24 protein-coding genes and 1 pseudogene are annotated in these 22,078 nt (G+C 59.5%); 23 read left to right on the forward strand and 2 right to left on the reverse strand.

Annotated features, from left to right (window positions below; all coding sequences use genetic code 11):
• On the forward strand, positions 1 to 926 hold a 926-nt coding region (gene rpoS / locus ACIOVB_RS17980), incomplete at its 5' end, for an RNA polymerase sigma factor RpoS (RefSeq protein WP_401269944.1).
• Between the two features lie 485 nt (positions 927 to 1,411).
• Here the strand turns inward: rpoS and fdxA are convergent.
• Both fdxA and mutS read right to left on the reverse strand, forming a co-directional pair.
• Entirely contained in the window at positions 1,412 to 1,735 is a 324-nt protein-coding gene (gene fdxA, locus ACIOVB_RS17985) for a ferredoxin FdxA (protein ID WP_401269947.1), read from the reverse strand.
• Positions 1,736 to 1,898: 163 nt separating this feature from the next.
• A complete protein-coding gene (gene mutS / locus ACIOVB_RS17990; protein WP_401269950.1) occupies positions 1,899 to 4,481 on the reverse strand; it encodes a DNA mismatch repair protein MutS in 2,583 nt (860 codons plus the stop codon).
• Positions 4,482 to 4,689: 208 nt separating this feature from the next.
• On the opposite strand from mutS, the gene ACIOVB_RS17995 reads away from it, so the two are divergent.
• The 22 genes and pseudogenes from ACIOVB_RS17995 to ACIOVB_RS18100 all read left to right on the forward strand — a co-directional run bounded on the left by ACIOVB_RS17995 (position 4,690) and on the right by ACIOVB_RS18100 (position 22,037).
• Positions 4,690 to 5,424: an XRE family transcriptional regulator gene (locus ACIOVB_RS17995; protein ID WP_095191963.1), complete on the forward strand. Its 735-nt coding sequence runs from the start codon at positions 4,690 to 4,692 to the stop codon at positions 5,422 to 5,424.
• 527 nt (positions 5,425 to 5,951) lie between these two features.
• Positions 5,952 to 6,290, forward strand: a complete 339-nt coding sequence (locus ACIOVB_RS18000; RefSeq protein WP_038357950.1) for a phage holin family protein — start codon at positions 5,952 to 5,954, stop codon at positions 6,288 to 6,290.
• Positions 6,291 to 6,360: 70 nt separating this feature from the next.
• Positions 6,361 to 6,882: a hypothetical protein gene (locus ACIOVB_RS18005; RefSeq protein WP_187679134.1), complete on the forward strand. Its 522-nt coding sequence runs from the start codon at positions 6,361 to 6,363 to the stop codon at positions 6,880 to 6,882.
• A 3-nt stretch (positions 6,883 to 6,885) separates the two neighbouring features.
• Positions 6,886 to 7,494, forward strand: a complete 609-nt coding sequence (locus tag ACIOVB_RS18010; RefSeq protein ID WP_401269954.1) for a phage baseplate assembly protein V — start codon at positions 6,886 to 6,888, stop codon at positions 7,492 to 7,494.
• A 14-nt stretch (positions 7,495 to 7,508) separates the two neighbouring features.
• Complete coding sequence (locus tag ACIOVB_RS18015) at positions 7,509 to 7,841, forward strand: phage baseplate protein (protein WP_095188860.1); 333 nt, start codon at positions 7,509 to 7,511, stop codon at positions 7,839 to 7,841.
• Entirely contained in the window at positions 7,838 to 8,833 is a 996-nt protein-coding gene (locus ACIOVB_RS18020; RefSeq protein WP_401269957.1) for a baseplate J/gp47 family protein, read from the forward strand. The genes ACIOVB_RS18015 and ACIOVB_RS18020 overlap by 4 nt, the downstream gene beginning before the upstream one ends.
• Positions 8,830 to 9,465, forward strand: coding sequence for a phage tail protein I (locus tag ACIOVB_RS18025; RefSeq protein WP_221732474.1), 636 nt, complete (start codon positions 8,830 to 8,832; stop codon positions 9,463 to 9,465). Before ACIOVB_RS18020 ends, ACIOVB_RS18025 begins: the two co-directional genes overlap by 4 nt.
• Positions 9,466 to 11,835, forward strand: coding sequence for a phage tail protein (locus ACIOVB_RS18030; RefSeq protein ID WP_401269959.1), 2,370 nt, complete (start codon positions 9,466 to 9,468; stop codon positions 11,833 to 11,835).
• A gap of 2 nt (positions 11,836 to 11,837) precedes the next feature.
• Positions 11,838 to 12,266 carry a phage tail protein gene (locus tag ACIOVB_RS18035; protein WP_401269961.1) on the forward strand — a complete coding sequence of 143 codons (429 nt, stop codon included), beginning with the start codon at positions 11,838 to 11,840 and terminating at the stop codon, positions 12,264 to 12,266.
• Between the two features lie 101 nt (positions 12,267 to 12,367).
• Positions 12,368 to 12,553, forward strand: coding sequence for a hypothetical protein (locus ACIOVB_RS18040; protein WP_003222199.1), 186 nt, complete (start codon positions 12,368 to 12,370; stop codon positions 12,551 to 12,553).
• A gap of 2 nt (positions 12,554 to 12,555) precedes the next feature.
• Complete coding sequence (locus tag ACIOVB_RS18045) at positions 12,556 to 13,722, forward strand: phage tail protein (protein WP_401269964.1); 1,167 nt, start codon at positions 12,556 to 12,558, stop codon at positions 13,720 to 13,722.
• Entirely contained in the window at positions 13,722 to 14,228 is a 507-nt protein-coding gene (locus ACIOVB_RS18050) for a phage major tail tube protein (protein ID WP_095188865.1), read from the forward strand. The genes ACIOVB_RS18045 and ACIOVB_RS18050 overlap by 1 nt, the downstream gene beginning before the upstream one ends.
• 169 nt (positions 14,229 to 14,397) lie before the next feature.
• Positions 14,398 to 14,979 (forward strand): phage tail assembly protein, encoded by a 582-nt coding sequence (locus ACIOVB_RS18055; protein WP_401269966.1) that lies wholly within the window; start codon positions 14,398 to 14,400, stop codon positions 14,977 to 14,979.
• Positions 14,980 to 15,108: 129 nt separating this feature from the next.
• Positions 15,109 to 17,313, forward strand: coding sequence for a phage tail tape measure protein (locus ACIOVB_RS18060; protein WP_401269969.1), 2,205 nt, complete (start codon positions 15,109 to 15,111; stop codon positions 17,311 to 17,313).
• Complete coding sequence (locus ACIOVB_RS18065; protein WP_401269971.1) at positions 17,310 to 17,693, forward strand: phage tail protein; 384 nt, start codon at positions 17,310 to 17,312, stop codon at positions 17,691 to 17,693. The genes ACIOVB_RS18060 and ACIOVB_RS18065 overlap by 4 nt, the downstream gene beginning before the upstream one ends.
• On the forward strand, positions 17,686 to 17,898 hold the full coding sequence (locus tag ACIOVB_RS18070; protein WP_100847353.1) for a tail protein X: 213 nt from the start codon (positions 17,686 to 17,688) through the stop codon (positions 17,896 to 17,898). Before ACIOVB_RS18065 ends, ACIOVB_RS18070 begins: the two co-directional genes overlap by 8 nt.
• A gap of 9 nt (positions 17,899 to 17,907) precedes the next feature.
• Positions 17,908 to 18,924 carry a phage late control D family protein gene (locus ACIOVB_RS18075; RefSeq protein WP_401269974.1) on the forward strand — a complete coding sequence of 339 codons (1,017 nt, stop codon included), beginning with the start codon at positions 17,908 to 17,910 and terminating at the stop codon, positions 18,922 to 18,924.
• A 146-nt stretch (positions 18,925 to 19,070) separates the two neighbouring features.
• Positions 19,071 to 19,655 (forward strand): hypothetical protein, encoded by a 585-nt coding sequence (locus ACIOVB_RS18080; protein WP_401269977.1) that lies wholly within the window; start codon positions 19,071 to 19,073, stop codon positions 19,653 to 19,655.
• Positions 19,652 to 19,834 (forward strand): DUF2635 domain-containing protein, encoded by a 183-nt coding sequence (locus ACIOVB_RS18085; RefSeq protein ID WP_095188872.1) that lies wholly within the window; start codon positions 19,652 to 19,654, stop codon positions 19,832 to 19,834. The genes ACIOVB_RS18080 and ACIOVB_RS18085 overlap by 4 nt, the downstream gene beginning before the upstream one ends.
• On the forward strand, positions 19,834 to 21,330 hold the full coding sequence (locus tag ACIOVB_RS18090) for a phage tail sheath subtilisin-like domain-containing protein (protein WP_401269980.1): 1,497 nt from the start codon (positions 19,834 to 19,836) through the stop codon (positions 21,328 to 21,330). The genes ACIOVB_RS18085 and ACIOVB_RS18090 overlap by 1 nt, the downstream gene beginning before the upstream one ends.
• A 67-nt stretch (positions 21,331 to 21,397) precedes the next feature.
• Positions 21,398 to 21,745 (forward strand): phage tail tube protein, encoded by a 348-nt coding sequence (locus tag ACIOVB_RS18095; RefSeq protein ID WP_007908779.1) that lies wholly within the window; start codon positions 21,398 to 21,400, stop codon positions 21,743 to 21,745.
• A pseudogene (locus ACIOVB_RS18100) lies at positions 21,742 to 22,037 on the forward strand (phage tail assembly protein). Before ACIOVB_RS18095 ends, ACIOVB_RS18100 begins: the two are co-directional and overlap by 4 nt.
• The last annotated feature ends 41 nt before the right edge of the window (positions 22,038 to 22,078 follow it).

The raw sequence follows: 22,078 nt of genomic DNA on the forward strand, positions 1-22,078 counted from the left end.
TGTCGAATGATGAAGGGGCTGCTCCACCTTCCGTTCGTTCCAAATCCAAACACTCCGCTTCACTTAAACAACATAAGTACATCGACTACACGCGGGCACTCGATGCCACGCAGTTGTATCTCAACGAAATCGGCTTTTCCCCATTGCTCTCCCCGGAGGAAGAAGTTCATTTTGCGCGCTTGTCGCAAAGTGGCGATCCCGCCGGGCGCAAGCGCATGATTGAAAGTAACCTGCGGCTGGTGGTCAAAATCGCCCGGCGTTACGTCAATCGGGGGTTGTCGCTGCTGGATTTGATCGAAGAGGGCAACCTCGGATTGATCCGCGCGGTGGAAAAGTTCGATCCCGAACGCGGTTTCCGCTTCTCGACCTACGCGACCTGGTGGATTCGTCAAACCATCGAGCGCGCCATCATGAATCAGACCCGGACCATTCGGCTGCCGATTCATGTGGTCAAGGAGCTCAACGTGTACCTGCGGGCTGCACGGGAGCTGACGCAAAAGCTCGACCACGAACCTTCACCCGAAGAAATCGCCAACCTGCTGGAAAAACCAGTGGCCGAGGTCAAGCGCATGCTGGGCCTGAACGAGCGGGTTTCTTCGGTCGACGTCTCGCTGGGTCCGGATTCGGATAAAACCCTGCTGGACACCCTGACGGATGATCGGCCAACCGATCCATGCGAACTGCTGCAGGATGACGACTTGTCGCAGAGCATCGATCAATGGCTGTCGGAGCTGACCGACAAGCAGCGCGAGGTGGTCATTCGCCGCTTCGGTCTGCGCGGCCACGAGAGCAGCACACTGGAAGACGTAGGCCTTGAGATCGGCCTGACCCGGGAACGGGTGAGACAGATCCAGGTGGAGGGCCTCAAGCGCCTTCGGGAAATTCTCGAGAAGAATGGCCTGTCGAGCGAGTCGTTATTCCAGTAAACGCATCGAACCACCGCCCACAAAAAGCCCCGACTGGTTCGGGGTTTTTTGTTGCCGGACATACGGTCAGCATTTCCATCATTTGTAGTCTCTCGGTGTAAGCTTCGGCTTACTCTTTCGTAAGTGTTCGCAAGATTTGCACGGTGGCAGACGTCTATTCTGATTGCGGTATTTTTCTAACTTATTGATTTATATCTTTATTTATTAATATGAAGTGCTTGTGACAGCCCATTCCAGTCTCCAGCGCCAATTGCTCTTGGCAGGGAACTCTTTAGTATCTGGGTTGTGTCGACGGACAGACACGCCCTTCAAGGACGAGGGGAAAGGACATCGCAGGACGCGATTCATCAGGACGATGAAAAGGAACACAGGGAATAGGGAAAAAATGTGGGCGGGTCAAACCGCCCCTTTTTTTGTCTGCAAAAAAGCAATCCCGGAAAAGCAAAAAGGCCCGCTAGGGGCCTTTTTATTGAACGCGAGGCAGATCAGCGTTCGAGGTCTTTGATCTTGCCTTTGACGCCATCCCACTCTTCGGCATCCGGCATCGATTCTTTCTTCTCTGTAATGTTCGGCCAGATCTCGGCCAGCTCGACGTTCAACTGAATGAACTCCTGCATCTCCTCCGGAACTTCGTCCTCGGAGAAAATGGCTACGGCCGGGCATTCTGGTTCGCACAGGGCGCAGTCGATGCACTCATCCGGGTGAATGACCAGGAAGTTCGGGCCTTCGTAAAAGCAGTCCACCGGACAGACTTCTACGCAGTCGGTGTACTGGCACTTGCTGCAGTTGTCGGTGACGACGAAGGTCATTTCTAATTTTCTCCTCAGGCGGCGGCAGCGTTGCCCCTTCACGGTTGGGGTCGCCAGGTTTGGGAGCGATGCCTGCTGGCCAGGCTATTAGCCAGCAGCATCCCAAACCGCGCGAGATTCTAACAGCTTGAAGCCGTTTGCGTTATATCCGCTTCTTCAGTGCTTATATCCGGTTCTTCAATGCATAGAGCATTTCTAGCGCACGGCGTGGCGTCATGTCGTCGATATCCAGTTTAGCCAACTCATCCAGGACCGGATGCGGCAGGCTGGCGAACATGTCGCTCTGTTGTGGCGTGGCCGGTTTACTTTTGGCGGCTGGTTTCGGTGCCTCATGCGGCAATGCCGTCTCTTCCAGGCGGCTCAAGTGCTCGCGGGCACGCACGATCACTTCGCTTGGCACACCGGCCAGTTGCGCAACCGCCAAGCCGTAGCTCTGGCTCGCAGGCCCCGGCAGCACATGGTGCAGGAACACGATGCGCTCGTTGTGCTCTGTTGCGTTGAGATGCACGTTGGCCACCAGCGGCTCGGCTTCCGGCAGAACAGTCAGTTCAAAATAGTGAGTCGCAAACAGCGTGTAGGCACGCAGGTGCGCCAGACGCTCAGCCGCCGCCCATGCCAGCGACAGACCGTCGAAGGTGCTGGTACCGCGGCCGACTTCGTCCATCAGCACCAGACTGCGCTCGGTCGCGTTGTGCAGGATGTTGGCGGTTTCGCTCATTTCCACCATGAAGGTCGAACGGCCACCGGCCAAGTCATCGCTGGAACCGATCCGGGTGAAGATCCGATCGACTAGCGACAGTTCGCAACTGGCAGCTGGCACGAAGCTACCGATATGCGCCAACAGCACGATCAGAGCAGTCTGACGCATGTAGGTGGATTTACCGCCCATGTTCGGGCCAGTGATCACCAGCATGCGCGTGTTGTCATCCAGACTCAGGTCGTTGGCCACGAACGGCGTGGTCAGCACCTGCTCAACCACTGGGTGACGACCCTGGGTGATGCGCATGCACGGCTCGCTGACGAAGCGCGGACAGTTCAGATCAAGGTTCAGCGCACGTTCGGCGAGGTTGCTCAGCACATCCAGCTCAGCCAGCGCGCCAGCGGTGTCCTGCAACGGTGGCAACTGACTGATCAGATCTTCCAGCAGCGCCTCGTAGAGCATCTTCTCGCGCGCCAGGGCGCGGCTCTTGGCGGATAGCGCCTTGTCTTCGAACTCTTTCAGTTCCGGCGTGATGAAGCGCTCGGCGCCTTTCAGCGTCTGGCGCCGGATGTAGTCCGCCGGAGCCGATTCCGCCTGTTTACTCGGCAGCTCGATGAAGTAGCCGTGAATGCGGTTGTAGCCGACTTTCAGGTGGGACAGGCCGGTGCGGGCTTTCTCCCGCGCTTCCAGATCGATCAGGAACTGCCCGGCGTTTTCGCTCAGCGATTGCAGGTCATCCAGTTCGCTGTCGTAACCGGTTTTCAGGACACCGCCATCACGGATTACCGCAGGTGGGTTATCGATAATGGCTTTTTCCAGCAGCGCTGCCAGTTCCGGGTAAGTGCTGGTGGTGGTTGCCAGGCGTTGCAGGTGTGGCGCTTCCAGATCGGTCATCGCCACTTGCAGTTCCGGCAGCGCGCCGAGGGCATCACGCAGGCGCGCGAGGTCACGCGGACGGGCATTGCGCAGACCGATCCGCGCAAGAATGCGCTCGATGTCGCCGATTTCCTTGAGCTGCGGTTGAAGCTTTTCGAAGCGGTAACCGTCGAGCAGGCAGGTGATCGAGGTCTGGCGCGCCAGCAATACAGTCAGATCGCGCAGCGGACGGTTCAACCAACGGGTCAGCAGGCGGCTGCCCATGGCGGTCTGGCAGCGATCGACCACCGATTGCAGAGTGTTGTCGCGTCCACCGGCCAGGTTGGTGTCGAGTTCCAGGTTGCGCCGGCTCGCGCCGTCCAGTACCACGGTGTCGTCGAGACGTTCGTGGCGCAGGCTGCGCAAGTGGGGCAGGGCGGTGCGCTGGGTTTCCTTGGCGTAGGCCAACAGGCAACCGGCGGCGCCGATGGCCAGGGTCAGGGTTTCGCAGCCGAAGCCTTTCAGGTCTTGTGTGGAAAACTGCTGGCAGAGACTTTTCAGCGCCGAGTCACGCTCGAAATCCCACGGCGCACGACGACGCACGCCACGGCGTTTTTCCGCCGGCAGATCCTTCGGCCAATCGTCCGGGATCAAAAGCTCAACCGGGTTGACCCGCTCCAGTTCCGCCAGCAGGTTCTCCCAGCCCTTGATCTCCAGCACGGTGAAATTGCCGCTGGTGATGTCCAGCACCGCCAGACCGAACAGACGCTCGTCACCCAGTAAAGCAGCAATCAGGTTGTCGCGGCGTTCATCGAGCAGGGCTTCATCGCTGACCGTGCCCGGTGTGATGATCCGCACGACCTGACGATCAACCGGCCCCTTGCTGGTAGCTGGATCGCCAACCTGCTCGCAGATCACCACCGACTCGCCAAGCTTGACCAGTTTCGCCAGGTACCCTTCCGCCGCGTGGTAAGGAATCCCACACATCGGAATCGCCTGCCCCGCCGACTGCCCGCGCGCAGTCAGGGTGATGTCGAGCAACTTGGCTGCCTTCTTCGCGTCTTCATAGAAGATTTCGTAGAAATCGCCCATGCGATAGAACATCAGCTGATCCGGGTGCTGGTTCTTCAGGCGCCAGTACTGCTGCATCATCGGAGTGTGGGAGGACAGGTCGGAGACGGCTTTATTCATCGGATTGTCAGGCAACTCGTTCAAAGGTGTAGGGCAAAAGCGGGGCATCCGCCGGGCTTTTCCGCGATGGGCGCAAGATTACCATGGCGGTCTATCCGACGCAGGCATGACGGCCCGCTGACACTTTTGCCCATGATTTGTGTGTTTATGCACAATTTATGCAAATCAGCATTTGTCTTCGCGAAAAACTTCAAGCACTATGCGCGTTATGCAAAAACGCAACGTATCCTCCGTCTTAAGAGCACTGCTCGACCAGCACGGGATCTCCCCCACGGAGCTCCATCGTCGCACCGGCGTGCCTCAATCCACTCTCTCGCGGATTCTCAGCGGGAAGATCGTCGATCCTTCGGATAAACACATTTCGAAAATCGCCGAGTACTTCAATGTAAGCACCGATCAGTTGCGCGGGCGCGCGGATGTTGCGCCGTCTGCCGGTGCTGCGCGTGATGACGTGCATGCGGAACTCAAGGACATAATGCTGTGGGACGACGACACGCCTGTCGATGATGACGAGGTGTCGGTGCCCTTCCTTCGTGAGGTTGAATTGGCAGCTGGATCAGGAAGATTCGTCATCGAAGAGAGCGAGCGCTCTAGCCTGCGCTTCGGCAAGCGCAGCCTGCGCCATAACGGCGTGCAATTCGATCAGGCCAAGTGCGTGACGGTGCGTGGCAACAGCATGTTGCCGGTGCTGCGTGACGGCGCCACGGTCGGCGTGAACGCGGGCAAGTGCGGTATTGGCGACATCATTGATGGCGACCTGTACGCGATCAATCACAACGGCCAGTTGCGGGTGAAGCAACTCTATCGCCTGCCTACCGGTATCCGCCTGCGCAGCTTCAATCGCGACGAACATCCGGACGAGGACTACACCTTCCAGGAAATCCAGGAAGAGCAGATCGTCATCCTCGGTCACGTCTTCTGGTGGGGCATGTACGCCCGCTAAGCAGACCCGGTCAGATAAAACCCGCCATCGGCGGGTTTTTTTTCGCCTGCGCAAAACCCTCAACGCCACGATTTATGCGGCATGCATGCGTCAGCGCATTTCTTGCGCATAAATAAATGCATTTACGCATTGACTGTATATGCATCCATGCATACTATTGCCACCAAGCCGCTCGACAAAGCGGCTGGAAACGAAAGCTCTTTAGTTCCACAAGAACAGGCAGCGATGAACCGGCCTCAACGGTTCAGAGGGTTGGCAACTGACCCGGGTGTGCAGCGTAAAGCACCAGAAGCAGTTATCCGGCGGGCAGGGACCGCGGTCGGAAAAACAATTTGAATGGACTCGTACCGCGCCAGTAGCGCCGAAAAGTCAGCTTCCTTTTTTGAACACAGGATTTAAAGGAAGGGCGAAGGAGCGCATTACTGAAAAGCCCGGCGGATTTGCCGGGCTTTTTGGAATGCCTACCTCCAGAGAAAACGATTGAACCCAACACACACCATTCATCAATCACCCCCAGGAGGCGTGACATGACAAGCGAGCAACAAGCGTTGGCGGACATGCCGATCTGGCTGGTCATCCTACTCGCCGTAGTGGGCGGGGTGTCCGGCGAAATGTGGCGCGCCGACAAGGAAGGCGCCCGCGGCTGGTCATTGCTGCGGCGCCTGGCCCTGCGCTCCGGCGCCTGCATGATCTGCGGCGTCTCGGCAATCATGCTGCTGTATGCCGCAGGATTGTCGATCTGGGCCGCCGGCGCGTTCGGCTGCCTGACAGCAATGGCTGGCGCCGACGTGGCTATCGGTCTATACGAACGCTGGGCTGCCAAGCGCATCGGCGTCTGCGAAGTTCCACCCCGCGACCAGCCTTAACCTTGAATGTTATTCGTGCCGCCCTATGGGCGGCAGGGCTTCGCGTGGACGATTGAAAAGGAGGTCATGTATGCCCACACCGATCCAGCAGCCGTCGCAATTGTTCACAGCCATTGCGACGACGTTGCGCAACACCGCAGGACTCACCCTCAGTGTCGGCAATCAAGATGATTTCAATGCTCCCGGCGATCAGGCCTGGGTGCTGATCGACTTTGACCGAAATGCGTCGGGAGTTCGCTCCGCTGATGGGCGTATCGCTCATGTCATGACGTTGTCGTTGCAAGTCATCCCGGCGCTTTCCGCCACGGCATTTGCCGCCTGCGATCTGATCGCCGTGCTGAAAAACCTGATCACCGACAACCGCTGGAATCTGCCTGGCGATCAATGCGATTTGCCGATGAATATTGATGGCTTGCCTTCACTACTCATCCGCGCCGATCAGCAATACAAGGCCTGGACATTGACGTTCAACCAGACCCTCTATCTCGGCCCGACCCTGCTCGACGATCCACTCGGCACGCCGAAATTCGCCCGTACCTGGGAAGTCAGCAATATCGACGACCCCGACCAATACACCGCGCTGGAGGCGTGACCGATGTTCGACGCATTACTGCGTATGCAACTGGGCCCGATCATCGAACGCCTGGCCGAGATGGAAGCGGAAATCGAAGACCTGCATCGGCGTGCCGAGAGCTACTGCCGCATCGGCGTCTGCCAGACAGTCGACGCGGCGAGCAACACCTGCACGGTCAGCCACGGTGGACTGCTCACGCCGGCCATCAAGTTCTTCAATCCGAGCGCCGGAGCGCAGAGCGAATCGCGGATCCCGACCGTGGGTGAGCAGTGTCTGCTGTTCAACTACGGCAGCGGTGAAAGCGGTGCGCAATCGGTGGCGTTGTTCGGTTTGAACAGTGATCGCTTTCCGCCGACTTCGACCGTACCGACGCTGACGCGCCGCGTACATCCGGACGGCAGTGAAAGCGGTTACGACGACGCCTCGCACACCCTTCACTGGCAGAACGGTCCGGCAACGTTCAGCGGTTCTCGCGAATCGCTTGAGCTGAGCATCGGCCCGGCGCGACTGGCGATGAACCCGCAGGCCATCAACCTGCAACTGGGCGCCGTCGGCCTGACCATCGACGCTTCGGGCGTTCACTTCAGCGGCCCGCTGGTCGATCACCAGGGCCGCGTCATCAGCCCCTGATTCAAGAGCTTCCCATGATCGGAATCGATAGAGACAGCGGGGCCACGGTCGACGATTGGCTGCAGTTTGTGCAGCGCGCGACCCGGGCTCTGACCACGCCGCTGGGCACCCGGCAAAAACGGCCCCTGTATGGCTCGCTGATCCCCTCGCTGCTCGGGCAGAACCTCGGCGACGACGTTTTGCTTCTGGCTCAGAGCCACGCAGCGCAAGCGTTCTACAACAAGCAAAACGGCATCGATGATTTTCAGCCGCAAGTGATTGTCGCCAGCCGTCAGGGCGCCGGTCTGCTGCTGCGTTTCGCCGGCACCTGGAAAAACCGTCAACAAACCTTCGAGGTCGTGACATGAGCATGTTGATCCCCGGCCAGAACCAATTGGCCGAACCCGCGCTGATCGCCGTCGACGCCTTCGAAGACCTGCTCGCCGAGTTCAAGACCTTCGTTATCGAATACGTCGGCGTCCGCTCGCCGGACAGCGCAGCGAAACTCAAGAACAGCCTGGAAAACGAAAGCGAACTGCTGACCCTGGCGCTGGAAGCCTTCTGCGTTCGGCTGCAAACCCACGAGCGTAAATACAACGCCCGCATCAAGCAGATGCTGGCGTGGTGGGCGACCGGCAGCAATCTCGATGCGCGGCTGGCGGACATGGGCCTGGAGCGGCAGTTGCTCGATCCGGGTGATCCCGCCGCATTCCCGCCAGTACCGGCGATTTACGAAAGCGACGACGACGCCCGGTTGCGTTATTACCTGGCGCCCCATGCACCGGCGGCGGGGTCGCGGATGCAGTATCGCCGCGAGGTGTTCACCCTCGGCGAACGGCCGACGGTGAAAGTCGAATCCACCGATGCCGGTGTGGTGAATGTCACTTACACCTTCAACCCGGATGGCCTCGCCGCGCAGGTCAAGGACGGCAATGGACGACGCACCGCGCCGGGCGAAGTACAGGTCACCGTGCTTGCGCGGGATGCTGACGGCACGCCATCCGAGGCATTGCTTGAAGGCGTCCGCCAACATTTCGCCAGGCCCGATGTGCGACCGGAAACCGATCTGGTCACCGTCAAGGCTGCCGAGATCCAGCGCTACAAAATTCGCGTCGTCGCCAAGATCAATTCCGGCCCCGATTCGGGCCTGACCCAAGTCGCTGCGCAGCAACAATTGCAGGCTTACGCCGACAGTTGTCATCGCCTCGAAGGGCGGGTCGATCCGAGCTGGATCGACTACACGCTGCACAGCGCCGGCGCCGTGCAATTGCAGATTCTGGAACCGCTGGCGCCGATCGTGACGACTGCGTTTCAGGCGCCGTACTGCACGGCAGTCGAGGTCGAGGTGCTGACGCTATGAGTGAGCCAACGCAACGCCCGACCTTGTTGCCGGCCAACAGCTCGGCACTCGAGCGCGGTCTGGATCTGGGCTTCGGCGCGCTGCTTGATCGCATCGCGCCACCGTTCCCCGAGCTGATGAATCCAAGCGAAACGCCGGTCGCATTTCTGCCGTATCTCGCAGCGGATCGCGGCGTCGCCGAATGGAGTACCGCCGCGCCTGAAACGGAAAAACGCCTGACCGTCGAACTCGCCTGGCCCACCGCACGCCAGGCCGGCACTCGCAAGGCACTGGAAAACGCCGCCAAAGGTTTGCAACTGCGTCCGGAAATCCGCGCCTGGTACGAACAGACGCCGCCCGGCGCGCCTTACAGCTTCTCCGTACGCGCCTTCAGCGAACAACCCTACAGCGAAGAAATCGACGCCCGTCTCGACCGACGCCTGGCCGATGCCAAAAGTGAACGGGATGTGCTGTCGGTCTCGGTCGGGTTGAGCGCATTCGGCAGCCATTACATCGGCGCCGCGACCTTTTGCGGCGAGCTGACCACGGTTTATCCGGTGTTCATCGAAGGGCTCGAAACCTCGGGAGAGGCGTTCATGGCCGCTGGTATGTACACCGTCGAAACATCCACAATTTATCCTCAGGGGGCCTGAATGGCTGACTATTACACCCTGCTCACCAATGCAGGGATTGCCTACGAAACGGCGTGCAAGGCCGCGGGCACGCCGATCAAGTTGACGCAGATTTCCGTCGGCGACGGTGGCGGCTCGATCTACAACCCGGCCGCGACGGCTACGGCGCTGAAACGCGAAGTCTGGCGCGGGCCGCTCAATGCACTCTTCCAGGACGAGAAAAATCCGAGCTGGCTGCTCGCTGAAGTGACCATTCCGCCGGATGTTGGCGGTTGGTATGTGCGTGAGGCAGGGCTGTGGACCGATACCGGGATTCTCTACGCCATCGTCAAATATCCGGAGTCGTTCAAGCCGGTTTTGGCCACGTCCGGCTCGGGCAAAGAGTTCTACATTCGCTCGATCTTCGAGACCAGCAATGCGTCGCTGGTGACGTTGTTGATTGATGACACGGTGGTCAAGGCTACCCGTGCGTGGGTCATGAGTTACCTCGCCGAAGAACTTGGCAAATTGGATGGCAAACAGTCGGTGCGTGTTGCCGCGACTGCCAACGTCGTGCTGAGCGGCGCGCAGCAGATCGACGGCGTGGCGGTGGTTGCCGGTGATCGTGTGTTGCTGCCGAATCAGACGCTGGCCAAGGATAACGGTCTGTGGATTGTCGCCAACGGTGACTGGGTGCGGGCGAGCGATGCCAACAGCAGCGCCAAGGTCACTCCGGGGCTAACGGTGATGGTGGAGGAGGGCACGGCGAACGGTGATTCGCTGTGGCACCTGACTACCAATGCGCCGATCACCCTCGGCACTACCGCGCTGACGTTCAAGATGCTGGCCGGGCGCACCGGGATTGCTGCCGGGACTTACAAGAGTCTGACCGTTGATGAATATGGCCGCGCGACGGCGGGTGCGAACCCTGAGACGCTGGCCGGTTTTGGTATTAAGGATTCGTACACGAAGGCTGAAGTTGAAGCGTTGATTGCCAAGGCGTCGGCGTTGCCGGTGGGCTCGATTGTCGCGTTCCCGGTTGATGCACCGCCACCCGGTTTTCTGGAGCTGGATAACAGCGTCAAGAGCAGCGCTACTTACCCGGACTTGAGCGCTTATCTGGGCGGCAAGTTCAACAAGGGTGATGAGGGTATTGGGGATTTCCGACTGCCTGAGGCGCGTGGGGAGTTCTTGCGTGGTTGGGATCATGGGCGCGGCGTCGATGTTGGGCGCGCGATGGGCAGCCGGCAGGCTGACGAAATAAAAGCGCACGCTCATGCGACCGTTTACGAGTTAGTCACTGATTTGTTTGCAGCAGGAACCGTTACTCGCAACTTTGTTCAGGATTTCGGAACTCAGAATAGTGTGCAAACGAACGCTGCTGGAGGGGTTGAAACCCGCCCTCGCAACATCGCCGTTATGTGGTGCATCAAAGCCTGGAACGCCCCGGTCAATCAGGGAACCATCGACGTAGCCGCACTGGCCAAGGAAGTCGAACGGCTCAAGTCCGCCGTTCCAGTGGGAGCTGTTCTGGCATTCCCGACCGGGATTGTTGCGCCTGGTTATCTGGAGCTTGACGGCAGTGTGCAGAGCATTGCGACGTATCCGGATCTGGCGGCTTATCTCGGCACCACTTACAACAAGGGTAATGAGGGCGCGGGTAACTTCCGCTTGCCGGAATCGCGTGGCGAGTTCTTGCGTGGCTGGGATCATGGACGCGGAGCGGACCCTGCTCGGGTAATTGGCAGTTATCAACTTGGCACTTTGACGGCTTTCGACAGTAACACTCCCGGTGGTGCTTCGGTCGATATCCTGCGCTGCAGTCCCGCGCAGGCTCAAGCGGATATTTATCGCTCTACCGATTATCCGGGCGTCGGAATTACTTATACCGCCTCCAACCTCAGCGTAGGCGAGTTCCCTGTCGAGGGCGGTGTCACACGCCCACGCAACCTCTCCGTCATGTGGTGCATCAAGGCCTGGAACGCGCCGATCAATCAGGGAAGCATCGACATTGCTGCGTTGGCCGCTTTGGCACAGCAAGCGACTGAAACGAGTCAAGGCACCGCTAAGGTTGCCACGCAGATTCAAACCAACGCCGGAACCGACGACACAGTCATTGTTTCACCGAAAAAACTGCGCCTCGGATTCGAGATCAGCCTTGCCGCCAATGGATACATCATTTTCCCATCGTGGCTTGGCGGCCTGATGTTGCAATGGGGATTGGCGAATATGCCGGGGACATCCGCAAACTTCAGTTTCCCGATTGCCTTCCGCAACAATGTTTTTCAAATGATAGCTACTGATGGCGGCGGTGGTGCCCATTCATTGGGTGTAAGTCCAGTAACGACCGGCTTCACCGCTTGGGGCAATGTGGCGACAACGAACTTCCGCTATCTGGCCATAGGTAACTAAAAATGCGTTATTACAGCAAATCAACAGACTGCACTTATCTGGATCGTGTGCATTCGGTGATGCCGGATGACGTGATTGAAATCAGTGACGCTCTCTATCAGGAAGTCTTCGCCAATCCCATGCTCGGAAAAATCCGTAGTCTGGATGAAAGCGGACTGCCGATCTTGATTGATCCGCCGGGTTTGACTTCAGAAGAGAGAGAGAAGCTGGAACGCAGTTGGCGAGACGAACAGATCAACACTGTTCTTTGGTTGCGTGAGCGTCATCGCGACCAACTCGATCTGAACCAGACACCATCGCTGACAACTGAGCAATTCAGCGAACTGTTGATCTACATTCGCAGCTTGCGCGACTGGCCCCAATCGCCAGATTTTCCATCGGCAGAAGCACGTCCGATCGTGCCTTCCTGGATCGCTGAGCAGACTCAGTAAACGCCCCGGAACCCGGGGCGTTTTCTTATCTGTCCAATAATACCCAACACCCGCCAAGCCCCTTCCCACGAGGGGCTTTCCCGTTTATGGAGAAACGAAAAATGGCAACCCGCCAAACCTACACCGTGCTCGTTCCATTCCCCACCGGCGGTGGGCACTGGTCGAGCGTCGGTCAAGACCTTGATCTGCTCGACGTCGAGGCCAGTGCCTTGCACACCGCCGGTCGACTGGAACTGAAAACACCTACCACCCAGGCCAAAAAGGCCGCTGCCAAGAAGGCTGACTGAACATGGCTGAGGTTTTGAACTTCGAGCACAACGGCATTACCGTCAATGCCACTGAATCCCCCGAGGCCATGGGTGGCCTGGGTGACAATGTCATCGGTCTGGTCGGCACCGCGCCGAAAGCCGATCCGCTGATTCCGCGTAACGCCCCGTTCCGCATCAACAGCTTCACCACCCATGCGCTGCTCGATCCGACCGGTTCGGAAGAGGGCACCCTGTATCACGCGGTTTACCAGATCCTCAAAGTGGTCAAGGTGCCGGTGTATGTGGTGATTGTCGAAGCGGGCGCGACTCCGGCCGACACCGTCAACGCAGTGATCGGCGGCGTCGAGCCGGCGACTGGCCGCAAGCTCGGTCTGGCCGCACTGGGCAGTGTCCCGGAAGACCTGACCATTATCGGCGCGCCGGGCTTCACCGGCACCAAAGCGGTGGCCAGCGAGTTCGCCTCGTTCGGCAAGCGCATCAAGGCTCGTGTGGTACTGGATGGCAAGGACGCCTCGGTCGCTGATCAAGTGACTTACAGCCAGGAACTCGGCGGCGCCGATCTCGGTTTCGACCGTTGCCTGGTAGTGCACAACATGCCGGCCGTGTACTCGAAAGCGGCGAAGAAAAACGTCTTCATTGCACCGTCCAGCCTGGCGATTGCCGCGCTGGCCAAGGTCAAGCAGTGGGAGAGCCCGGGCAACCAGGTGACCTACTCCGAAGACGTTTCCCGCGTCGTGGAATACAACATCCTCGACACCTCCACCGAAGGCGATCTGCTCAACCGCTACGGCGTCAGCTACTACGCCCGCACCGTGCTCGGCGGCTTCTCGCTGCTGGGTAACCGCTCGATCACCGGCAAGTTCATCAGCTACGTCGGCCTCGAAGATGCGATCAGCCGCAAGCTGGTCAAGGCCGGCCAGAAAGCCATGGCCAAGAACCTCACCAAGTCCTTCATGGATCAAGAGGTCAAGCGCATCAACGACTGGCTGCAAACCCTGGTCGCCGACGAAACCATTCCTGGCGGCAGCGTCTATCTGCACCCGGAACTCAACAGCGTCGAGAAGTACAAGAACGGCACCTGGTACGTGGTTATCGACTACGGCCGCTACGCGCCGAACGAACACATGGTTTATCAACTCAACGCCCGCGATGAAATCATCGAGCAGTTCCTGGAGGACGTTCTCTAATGTTTACCAACCGCAATCGCCAGGCCATCGCGGCCACCCTGCAAGGCTTGCCGCTGTCGGCGACCGTGGAGGAATTCACCCCGCCGAAGATCGAATTCGACATGGAAAACATGGCGGGCGGACGCTTCATCGTCGAAGAAATGGCCAAAAGCGCGAAGGCGCTTGGCGCCAAGTTGATCCTGCAGGGCGCTGGCCCGGAAATCATGCTCGCACTGGGCGTGAAGCTCGGCGATGACATTCTGTTGAACGTGCGTGAAGCCGGTCAGGATCAGGACGGCAACACGTGGTTCACCTACCACACCGTCGGCGGCAAGCTGAAGATTCTCGATGAAGGCGTGATCAAAATGGGTGATAAACCCAAGACCACCCTGGAATTGTCCTGCCGTACCTACACCCGCCTGGAAAACGGTATTCCGGTGATCGACATCGACGTGCGCACCCAGAAGTTCGTGCTCAACGGCGTCGACATTCTCGGTGATGCCCGTCGTGCGGTGCTGATGCCGTAAACACACCGCAGAACCTGTGGGAGCGAGCCTGCTCGCGAAGAGGCCATCACATTCAACATTGATGTGACTGTAAGACTGTTTTCGCGAGCAGGCTCGCTCCCACCTTGGGCCAGTGTGACTGGCTGCAAATGAGCAACACCCCCCCTAAGAATCACCAAGGAATTCATTCATGTCGTGGATGCCACCCAAGCATGACCTGTTGTCGCCAATCACCGGCGATGACGGCGCGCAGATCGAGCAGATCCAACTCAAACCGCTGTTCTACGCCGCGCAGAAAGAAGCGCTGGAACGCGCTGGCGATGACGAAGACGATCAGTTCTTCGAGCTGGCGCTGCTCGCCACCGGCCTGTCGATCAAAGAGCTAGACCAGCTCAAACGCCCGGACTATGTGAGCATCGCCCAGTACGTGCACGAGATGTCGACTCGCCCGGCTTCGTACTTTCTCGACCAGGTCGAAGACGCGGAAAAATCCGCCGATCCCGATCAGGTGCAGCTGCTGCAACCGCTCGCAGTCACCGGCTGCACCGTGACCTCGCTGTCGCTGGAAATGCCGGCACTGCGCGCCACCAAAGTGATGAAGAAACTGAAAACGGCCAAGGAACGCGCCGAGTTCATCACCGCCCATTGCACCGGTCTGATGATCCCCGATCTGGCGCAGTTGACCGTCCCTGACTGGACTCAGCTACAGGTGCGCATAGACGATTTTTTAAACCAGCCGGCGGCCTACTTTCGGAACGCGACATCGAAGTAATCCTCGATATCGTCCCGCTCATTTACCCGGTAAGTGAGGCGGAAATTCTGGAATGGGACGCCGCAAAGGCGTTGCGCCGCTACGACATAGCGATCACTCGCCTTGGCGTGAAACAGGAGTAGAGCGGCAATGGCAGAGAGCAAATTTTCGCCCATGAATGTCGGTGACAGCGCCGGCGCAGGATTTGGCAGTATCACCCTGAGCGTTGCCGCGCTGAACGCAGGTGCGGGGCGGCTTGCCGTGGAGCAGATCAGCGGGCTGCGCCAGGCATTGCTGACGGCCAGCGGAAGAATCGTGCTGCTGACGACGGCAATCGATGCATTGAGCGTGACTCTGTCCGCATTGCGTGCGTTGCCACAGGCAGCGAGTGCCGAAGCGAAGAGTGAGTCATCCGGTGGGCAGAAAACACCGGAAAAATCTTCCACGGGAGCTGAGCTTCCCGAGACGCGCAAGGCAGCGATTGCCATGGATTCGGCTGCGGCCACTCTTGCGAGTGTGGCGCAGCTTTCCCGCGACGACGGGAAAGACATGGCACTCACGAGCCTGAAAATGGCCAGTGCCACCTTGGTGGCTGCCGGAGGCACTACCGGGGTCGAGCTGGTCAAGATTGAAACCCTGGCAGCCAAGGCGGGAGTCGGCAGCGAAGCGGTAAACGACGAGGGCAAGAAACGCGAATTGCTGACGTTTGCCAGCGATGCGGCCATCACTGCATCGGCATTCAAGGTTACGGGGCTGGAAGCCGGCGAAATGTTGAAGGTCTGGCGCACCTCGATGAAGCTTTCGCGCGATCAAGCCCTTGATTTGGCGGATGCGGCCAATCATCTCGGCAAAATGCCCGGAGATGTCCAGGCAGGGGCTATCGGTTCTGTCTTGCAGCAGTCGGGTGAAGCTGCCGTCGGCGCAGGCTTTCAACCCGAACAAGCGGCGGCGTTGTCGGCGGCGCTGTTGAACAGCGGCCTGAAGAAAGACGATGCCGGTAGCGCACTGAAGAACATTTCCGATGCGTTGGCCAAGGGCGATCAAGCGTCCGGGGCTGAAAAGGCTGCTTGGAATCAATTAGGCCTGGATCCCAAGGCAGTCGCGCAAGCCATGCGCGATCCCGAGCACAAGGGCTTGCAGAAAGGCGCCGTTATCTCGGTACTGGCGGCTCTGAATAACAAATCACCGGAAGAGCGCTCGACGTTGTCCCGGACATTGTTTGCGGACAGTGGCAGTGCGGCGCTCTCGTTGTCCGGGGACTTGAGCAAGGTGAATGATGCCTTCTTGCAGGTGAGCGACAAGAGCCTGTACGCGACATCGAAGCTCAAGGAAAAAGGCTCGGTCAGAGAGTCCGCGATGGCCCTTGCCAATACCCAGCAGGGGCAGTTGAACATAAAAAATGCCCGTGAGGAGCGCTTGTCGGTCGCCAAAGGCAATGCGCTGGCGCCCGATATCGAAACGCCGGGTGAGAGTCATTCGGTAGACCAACTGAGCGAACTGGCCGAAACCTATCCGAAAACCACGGGAGTGGCTCTGACGGCGGCAGCCTGGATCAAACCGGTGTTCGATTTCGTGCTCGATGCAGTTGTCGGGGAGATGAAAGATCGGGTTGGCAAAGGGATCGTGGATAAAGCTGCCAGTCGGCTCCCCGGTCGTTCAGGGCTCGCCCCATCCGCAGCAGCTGCAGTGACCGGCGTGGCTGAAACGCAGGGAGCTGCTCTTGCCAGCCGGACAGCAAATGCCGGCAACGGTTTGAAGATACTGGAACAGACTGCAAGGTCTGCTGCTCCGAGGCTGGAGCCTTTGGTTGCCTCGATACAGCCGGTGTCGCGTGCAATGCCCGGGCCGATGAAGGCGCTGATGGGGGCCTCCATGGTCGCCGAAGGTGTTGCCAGCGGTGACAAACAACAGATTGGCAAAGGCCTCGGCGCCGCCGGTGGTGCGTGGGCCGGCGCGCTTACCGGTAGCTCGATGGGCGCGACCCTGGGAAGTCCCGGGCTGGCGCCGGGCATGGCACTTGGGAGTGTCATTGGTGGACTGATCGGGGGATGGCTGGGCTTTGAAGGGGGAGGTTTTTTGGGGGAGAAACTGATGACTACCGCGCCGGACAAACTCGCCCCGCCGGCCGAAGTCGCCAAAGACCTAGCTGGCGCACAGACGCAAAATCAGCAGGTTTCCTTCTCTCCGACGATCCAGGTCACCTGTCCTGCCCCCGACACTGCCCAACAGATTCATTCGATTATCGAGCAACAGATTTCCGGTCAATTCCATGGCCAATTCATGCCGCTGCTGATGGGCGGTAACCCACTCGGGACGCGTCGTGATGCAGCCCTGACTGACGGAGCCGGTACATGAAACAACAAATGGCGCTGGGCAGTTTCATCTTCGGCCTGTCGCGTAATTTCGCCTATAGCACGCTGGCGCGAAAGTCCGACGGTGGCTGGACGGAACTGCCAATTCTCACCAGTAAACCCAAATCCCATCAGACCGGACAGAAGCCCGAAACCCTGACCATCGGCGGCACAGCGATGTACGCCGTGGCCATGGAGCGGCTCGATGAGCTGCGTGCGCTGCAAGCGTTGAGAGTACCGCTGCCGTTGATTGACGGCATTGGTCGCAACTGGGGTTTGTGGCGAATCAACAGCATCGATGAAAACCAGAGCGAGGTCATCGATGACGGCACCGCGATGGTGATCAAGTGGGTGATCGGATTGTCGGAGTTCAACAATGCGTAAGGTACGAAGCGTGGCCGGTGATTCGCTGAATTTGTTGCTGTACCGCGAAACCGGTCGCAGCGATGACAGCGCCGAAGAAGCCCTGTGGACACTCAACCCGACCCTGGCCGAGCACGGCTCGATCCTGCCGGCAGGTGTCTGGGTGACGCTGCCGGAGCTCGACAGCAAACCGGCCGCAATCAAGCCGGTTCTGGCTTGGGACTAAGGAGGTTGCATGGCACAGGGATTTACACCGGCGATCGAAATCTACGGCGCCAACCACGCCTTGCTGAACCAGCGTCTGATCAGTTGGGAGCACATTGATGCTGCCGGGATGGAGTCCGATCAACTGACATTGGTGATCGACCTGGAAGGCCTTGAAGGCTTGCCGACTCTGGGCGGAACAATCGGCCTGCGGGTTGGCTATCTGGAGTCCGGGCTGGTCGAAAAGGGCCAGTTCAAGGTGACTCGACTGACCCCGACGCTGTTCCCGTTGCGCTTGACGCTGGTCGCTACCGCAGCGCCTTTTAGCGGCAAGGATGAGACCCGATTCAAGGAACGGCGCACGGTCAGTCATGGCCCCATAACCCTTGGCGCACTGTTTCGCCAGTTGGTCTCGCCGCACGGTTTTTCGCCGCGCGTCGATCCCGAGCTGGCGCTGATCCGGATTGCTCATGTTGATCAGTCGAACGAAACCGACATGAGCTTCATCACGCGACTGGCGCTTAAGTACGACGCGGTGGCCAAACCGTGCAACGACCTCTACGTATTGGCGAAACCTGCGCAGCTCAAAAACCTGTCGGGCCAGGTGATACCGGACGTCAGGCTGTCGGTGACCAGTAACAATCGACCGGGTGATCACGCCTTCATCAGCGCCACACTGGAAGAGACCGCTCGTACTCAGAATCAGGGTTGCAAGACCTGCTTCTGGGACATCGCCGCCGGCAAACTGCGCGAGGTGATAACCGGTTCCGAGCCCTACAAGGTCATTCGCCAGAAACAGGCCAGTGAAGAAGAAGCCAAAGCCATCGGCGAAGCCGAAGTGCGCAAGATGCTGCGCGAGAAATACAAGCTGAGGGTCACCTGTCCGGGCGATCCGCTGCTGGCTGCCGAAGGCCTGTTGGTGCTCGATGACACCTGGCCAGACTTCATGCGCGGTCGCTGGTCGATCGAAAAAGTCACCGCCAGCGGCAAGCGTGAGGAAAGCTACCGCTGCTTGATCGAGGCAACCGGCCTCGATCCCAATGCCTGATCCCTCCACAACATCCTGTGGGAGCGGCCTGCTCGCGAAGAGACCGGCATAGCCAACATTGATGGCGACTGACCCAGCGCTTTCGCGAGCAGGCTCGCTCCCACATTGGGTTCTGCGTTAACTCCCTCTAATTCCGGAACACCACCATGAAGATCACCCCGATCCTCACGCAGTTGCGTGCGCAATGCCCAAGCCTTGCCAATCACATCGCGGTGGGTGTCGACCTGGCGTTGCTGCAAGGCAAGCCCGATCTGCCGACACCTTCGGCCCACGTCACACCGCTGGCCGATCTGGCCAGCAACAGCACCGCACAAAACCTCAGCTCGCAACCGATCCGCGACCGCTTCGAAATTGTCCTGGTGCTTGACGCCACCGACGCTACAAAAGCGCTGGATCTGTTGCACGACCTGCGCGCCGAACTGTGGCGCGCACTGGTGGGTTTCAAACCCGATACCGACTACAGCGCCATCGCCTACGACGGCGGTGAACTGGTCTCGATCAACAGCAGTCGCGCCTTTTATCGGCTGCGCTTTTTTGCCGAGTTCCAGCTCGGTCGCAATCTGCCGAGTCAGCCTGCGGAGAGTTGGCACGAACGTGAACTGGACGGTTTGTCGTCCTTTACCGGGGTCACGGTGCGGGTCGATGCGATCGACCCGGCCGACCCCAACCTGAAACGCCCGGGCCCCGATGGGCGCGTGGAACTGACTTTCTCTGGAGACGTAACCCCATGAGCAATCGCATCACCGTAGTGCCGGCCGCTGGCCGTGCCGTGCCAGACCCGGAGGCGGGCGATCTGCTGCCTCTCGAAGGCCGTGAAGTGCTGGACAGCGCCTGGTGGCGCCGACGTCTGGCCGACGGCGATATCACACTCAAAACCGCAAAAGCGGCTAAACCACAGGGAGCCAAATAATGGCGATCGGATTCAGCAACATCCCCGCGGACATTCGTGTACCGCTGTTCTATGCCGAAATGGACAACTCGGCCGCCAATAGCGCGAGCTCGACCATGCGCCGTTTGATCGTGGCTCAGGTCAACGACAACATCGCCCCGACTGAAGTCGGCAAACTGGTTTTGGTCTCCAGCGTGGCGCTGGCCAAGAGCATCGGCGGCCAAGGTTCCATGCTCGCTTCGATGTACGAGACCTTCCGCAAGGCTGACCCGATCGGCGAGATCTGGTGCCTGCCGCTGCACAACGCTGAAGGCGCCATCGCCAAAGGCGTGCTGACCCTGACCGGCACCGCGACTCAGGCTGGCGTACTCAACCTGTATGTTGGTGGTGTGCGTGTGCAAGCCACCGTGGTCAACGGTGCTACCGCCGCTCAAGCAGCGACTGCGCTGGCGCAGAAAATCAACGCCACGGCCGATCTGCCGGTGAGCGCAGCAGCTGTCGATGGTGTCGTGACAGTGAACGCCAAATGGGTTGGCGAGAGTGGTAACGATATCAGCCTGCAATTCAATCGCCTGGGCAAGAGCAACGGGGAAGAAACCCCGGCCGGTCTGGTCACGGCGATCACTGCAATGATTGGCGGCGCCGGCGTGCCGGATCAGATCGCTGCCGTTGCGGCACTGGGTGACGAGCCATTCGAGTTCATCGCACTGCCTTGGTCGGATCTGTCGACCCTCAACACCTGGCAAGCGGTCATGGATGACAGTACTGGTCGCTGGTCCTGGGCCAAGCAACTGTTCGGTCACGTCTATAGCGCCAAGCGCGGCACCGTCGGCACTCTGGTGGCGGCCGGTCAGGCGCGTAACGACCAGCACATGACCATTCAGGCGCTGGAGCCGGGCGTTCCGCAACCGTTCTGGGTACAAGCGGCTGCACTGGCTGCGCGCACTGCGGTGTTCATCTCCGCCGACGCCAGCCGTCCGACCCAGAGCGGCAGCCTGCCGGGTGTCGATCCTGCGCCAGCGAGCGAGCGTTTCACCCTGACCGAGCGTCAGTCGCTGCTCAACTACGGCATCGCCACTGCGTACTACGAAGGCGGTTACGTGCGCATCCAGCGTTCGATCACCACCTACCAGAAAAACGCTTACGGCCAGGCCGACAACTCCTATCTGGACAGCGAAACCATGCACCAGTCGGCGTTCATCGTGCGTCGTCTGCAAAGCGTGATCACCAGCAAATATGGCCGGCACAAACTGGCCTCCGACGGCACCCGTTTCGGCGCCGGCCAGCCCATCGTCACCCCGAGCACCATTCGCGGTGAGCTGATCGCCCAGTACGCCAAGCTCGAACTGGAAGGCCACGTCGAGAACGCCGAGTTGTTCGCCGAGCACCTTATCGTTGAGCGCGACGTGCAGGACCCGAGCCGCGTGAACGTGCTGTTCCCGCCTGATTACATCAACGGTCTGCGCGTGTTCGCACTGCTCAACCAATTCCGTCTGCAGTACGACGACGCGGCTTGATAACCGCGTTTAGCGTCAAGCATTCAGCCCACCTCGCGTGGGCTTTTTTATTCAAGGGAGTAACACCATGGGTCAACTGATTGCAGGCACCTGCTACGTCAAGGTCGACGGCGCGCAACTGACTATCAACGGCGGCTGCGAAGCCCCGCTGATGGCCGTAAAACGCGAAACCGTCGTACCCGGCTTCTACAAGGAAACCGACATCGCGCCGTCGTTCAAAGTGACCGCGCTGCACACCGCCGACTTCCCGCTGAAGAAACTGATCGAAGGCACCGACATCACCGTCACCTGCGAATTCAGCAACGGCAAAGTCTATGTTCTGGCCGGTGCGTACCTGGTTGAGGAGCCAGTCTCCAAGGGCGATGACGCCACCATCGAACTGAAGTTCGAAGGCATCAAGGGGACCTGGCAATGAGCGGCGCCGTGAAGCTTCAGGTTGCGATCGAAGCTCACGGCGAGCCCCTGACCGAACTCGTCCTGCGCCGGCGACGGTGCAGGAAGGGCGAGCGATCAAGGCGCTGCCGTACAAGATCGACCAGAGCGAAGAGGTCAGCCTCGACATGGACGTGGCGGCCAAATACATCGCCGTGTGCGCCGGCATTCCGCCGTCGTCGGTCAACCAGCTCGATCTGGCGGACCTCAATGCGCTGAGCTGGGCCGTTGCGAGTTTTTTCATGAGTGCGGCGTCGGCGCCATCACCGACCTGATCGCAGTCGCCTATGACCTGGCCTGGTTCTGGAAGGTTGAC

The organism is Pseudomonas sp. NPDC087639 (genome assembly GCF_044743385.1).
Classification (GTDB): Bacteria; Pseudomonadota; Gammaproteobacteria; order Pseudomonadales; family Pseudomonadaceae; genus Aquipseudomonas.

Bases quoted from the DNA above. Each gene is read 5' to 3' on its own strand.
- fdxA (WP_401269947.1), bottom strand. From the start codon at position 1,735: ATGACCTTCGTCGTCACCGACAACTGCAGCAAGTGCCAGTACACCGAC.
- mutS (WP_401269950.1), bottom strand. From the start codon at position 4,481: ATGAATAAAGCCGTCTCCGACCTGTCCTCCCACACTCCGATGATGCAG.
- ACIOVB_RS17995 (WP_095191963.1), top strand. From the start codon at position 4,690: ATGCAAAAACGCAACGTATCCTCCGTCTTAAGAGCACTGCTCGACCAG.
- ACIOVB_RS18000 (WP_038357950.1), top strand. From the start codon at position 5,952: ATGACAAGCGAGCAACAAGCGTTGGCGGACATGCCGATCTGGCTGGTC.
- ACIOVB_RS18005 (WP_187679134.1), top strand. From the start codon at position 6,361: ATGCCCACACCGATCCAGCAGCCGTCGCAATTGTTCACAGCCATTGCG.
- ACIOVB_RS18010 (WP_401269954.1), top strand. From the start codon at position 6,886: ATGTTCGACGCATTACTGCGTATGCAACTGGGCCCGATCATCGAACGC.
- ACIOVB_RS18015 (WP_095188860.1), top strand. From the start codon at position 7,509: ATGATCGGAATCGATAGAGACAGCGGGGCCACGGTCGACGATTGGCTG.
- ACIOVB_RS18020 (WP_401269957.1), top strand. From the start codon at position 7,838: ATGAGCATGTTGATCCCCGGCCAGAACCAATTGGCCGAACCCGCGCTG.
- ACIOVB_RS18025 (WP_221732474.1), top strand. From the start codon at position 8,830: ATGAGTGAGCCAACGCAACGCCCGACCTTGTTGCCGGCCAACAGCTCG.
- ACIOVB_RS18030 (WP_401269959.1), top strand. From the start codon at position 9,466: ATGGCTGACTATTACACCCTGCTCACCAATGCAGGGATTGCCTACGAA.
- ACIOVB_RS18035 (WP_401269961.1), top strand. From the start codon at position 11,838: ATGCGTTATTACAGCAAATCAACAGACTGCACTTATCTGGATCGTGTG.
- ACIOVB_RS18040 (WP_003222199.1), top strand. From the start codon at position 12,368: ATGGCAACCCGCCAAACCTACACCGTGCTCGTTCCATTCCCCACCGGC.
- ACIOVB_RS18045 (WP_401269964.1), top strand. From the start codon at position 12,556: ATGGCTGAGGTTTTGAACTTCGAGCACAACGGCATTACCGTCAATGCC.
- ACIOVB_RS18050 (WP_095188865.1), top strand. From the start codon at position 13,722: ATGTTTACCAACCGCAATCGCCAGGCCATCGCGGCCACCCTGCAAGGC.
- ACIOVB_RS18055 (WP_401269966.1), top strand. From the start codon at position 14,398: ATGTCGTGGATGCCACCCAAGCATGACCTGTTGTCGCCAATCACCGGC.
- ACIOVB_RS18060 (WP_401269969.1), top strand. From the start codon at position 15,109: ATGGCAGAGAGCAAATTTTCGCCCATGAATGTCGGTGACAGCGCCGGC.
- ACIOVB_RS18065 (WP_401269971.1), top strand. From the start codon at position 17,310: ATGAAACAACAAATGGCGCTGGGCAGTTTCATCTTCGGCCTGTCGCGT.
- ACIOVB_RS18070 (WP_100847353.1), top strand. From the start codon at position 17,686: ATGCGTAAGGTACGAAGCGTGGCCGGTGATTCGCTGAATTTGTTGCTG.
- ACIOVB_RS18075 (WP_401269974.1), top strand. From the start codon at position 17,908: ATGGCACAGGGATTTACACCGGCGATCGAAATCTACGGCGCCAACCAC.
- ACIOVB_RS18080 (WP_401269977.1), top strand. From the start codon at position 19,071: ATGAAGATCACCCCGATCCTCACGCAGTTGCGTGCGCAATGCCCAAGC.
- ACIOVB_RS18085 (WP_095188872.1), top strand. From the start codon at position 19,652: ATGAGCAATCGCATCACCGTAGTGCCGGCCGCTGGCCGTGCCGTGCCA.
- ACIOVB_RS18090 (WP_401269980.1), top strand. From the start codon at position 19,834: ATGGCGATCGGATTCAGCAACATCCCCGCGGACATTCGTGTACCGCTG.
- ACIOVB_RS18095 (WP_007908779.1), top strand. From the start codon at position 21,398: ATGGGTCAACTGATTGCAGGCACCTGCTACGTCAAGGTCGACGGCGCG.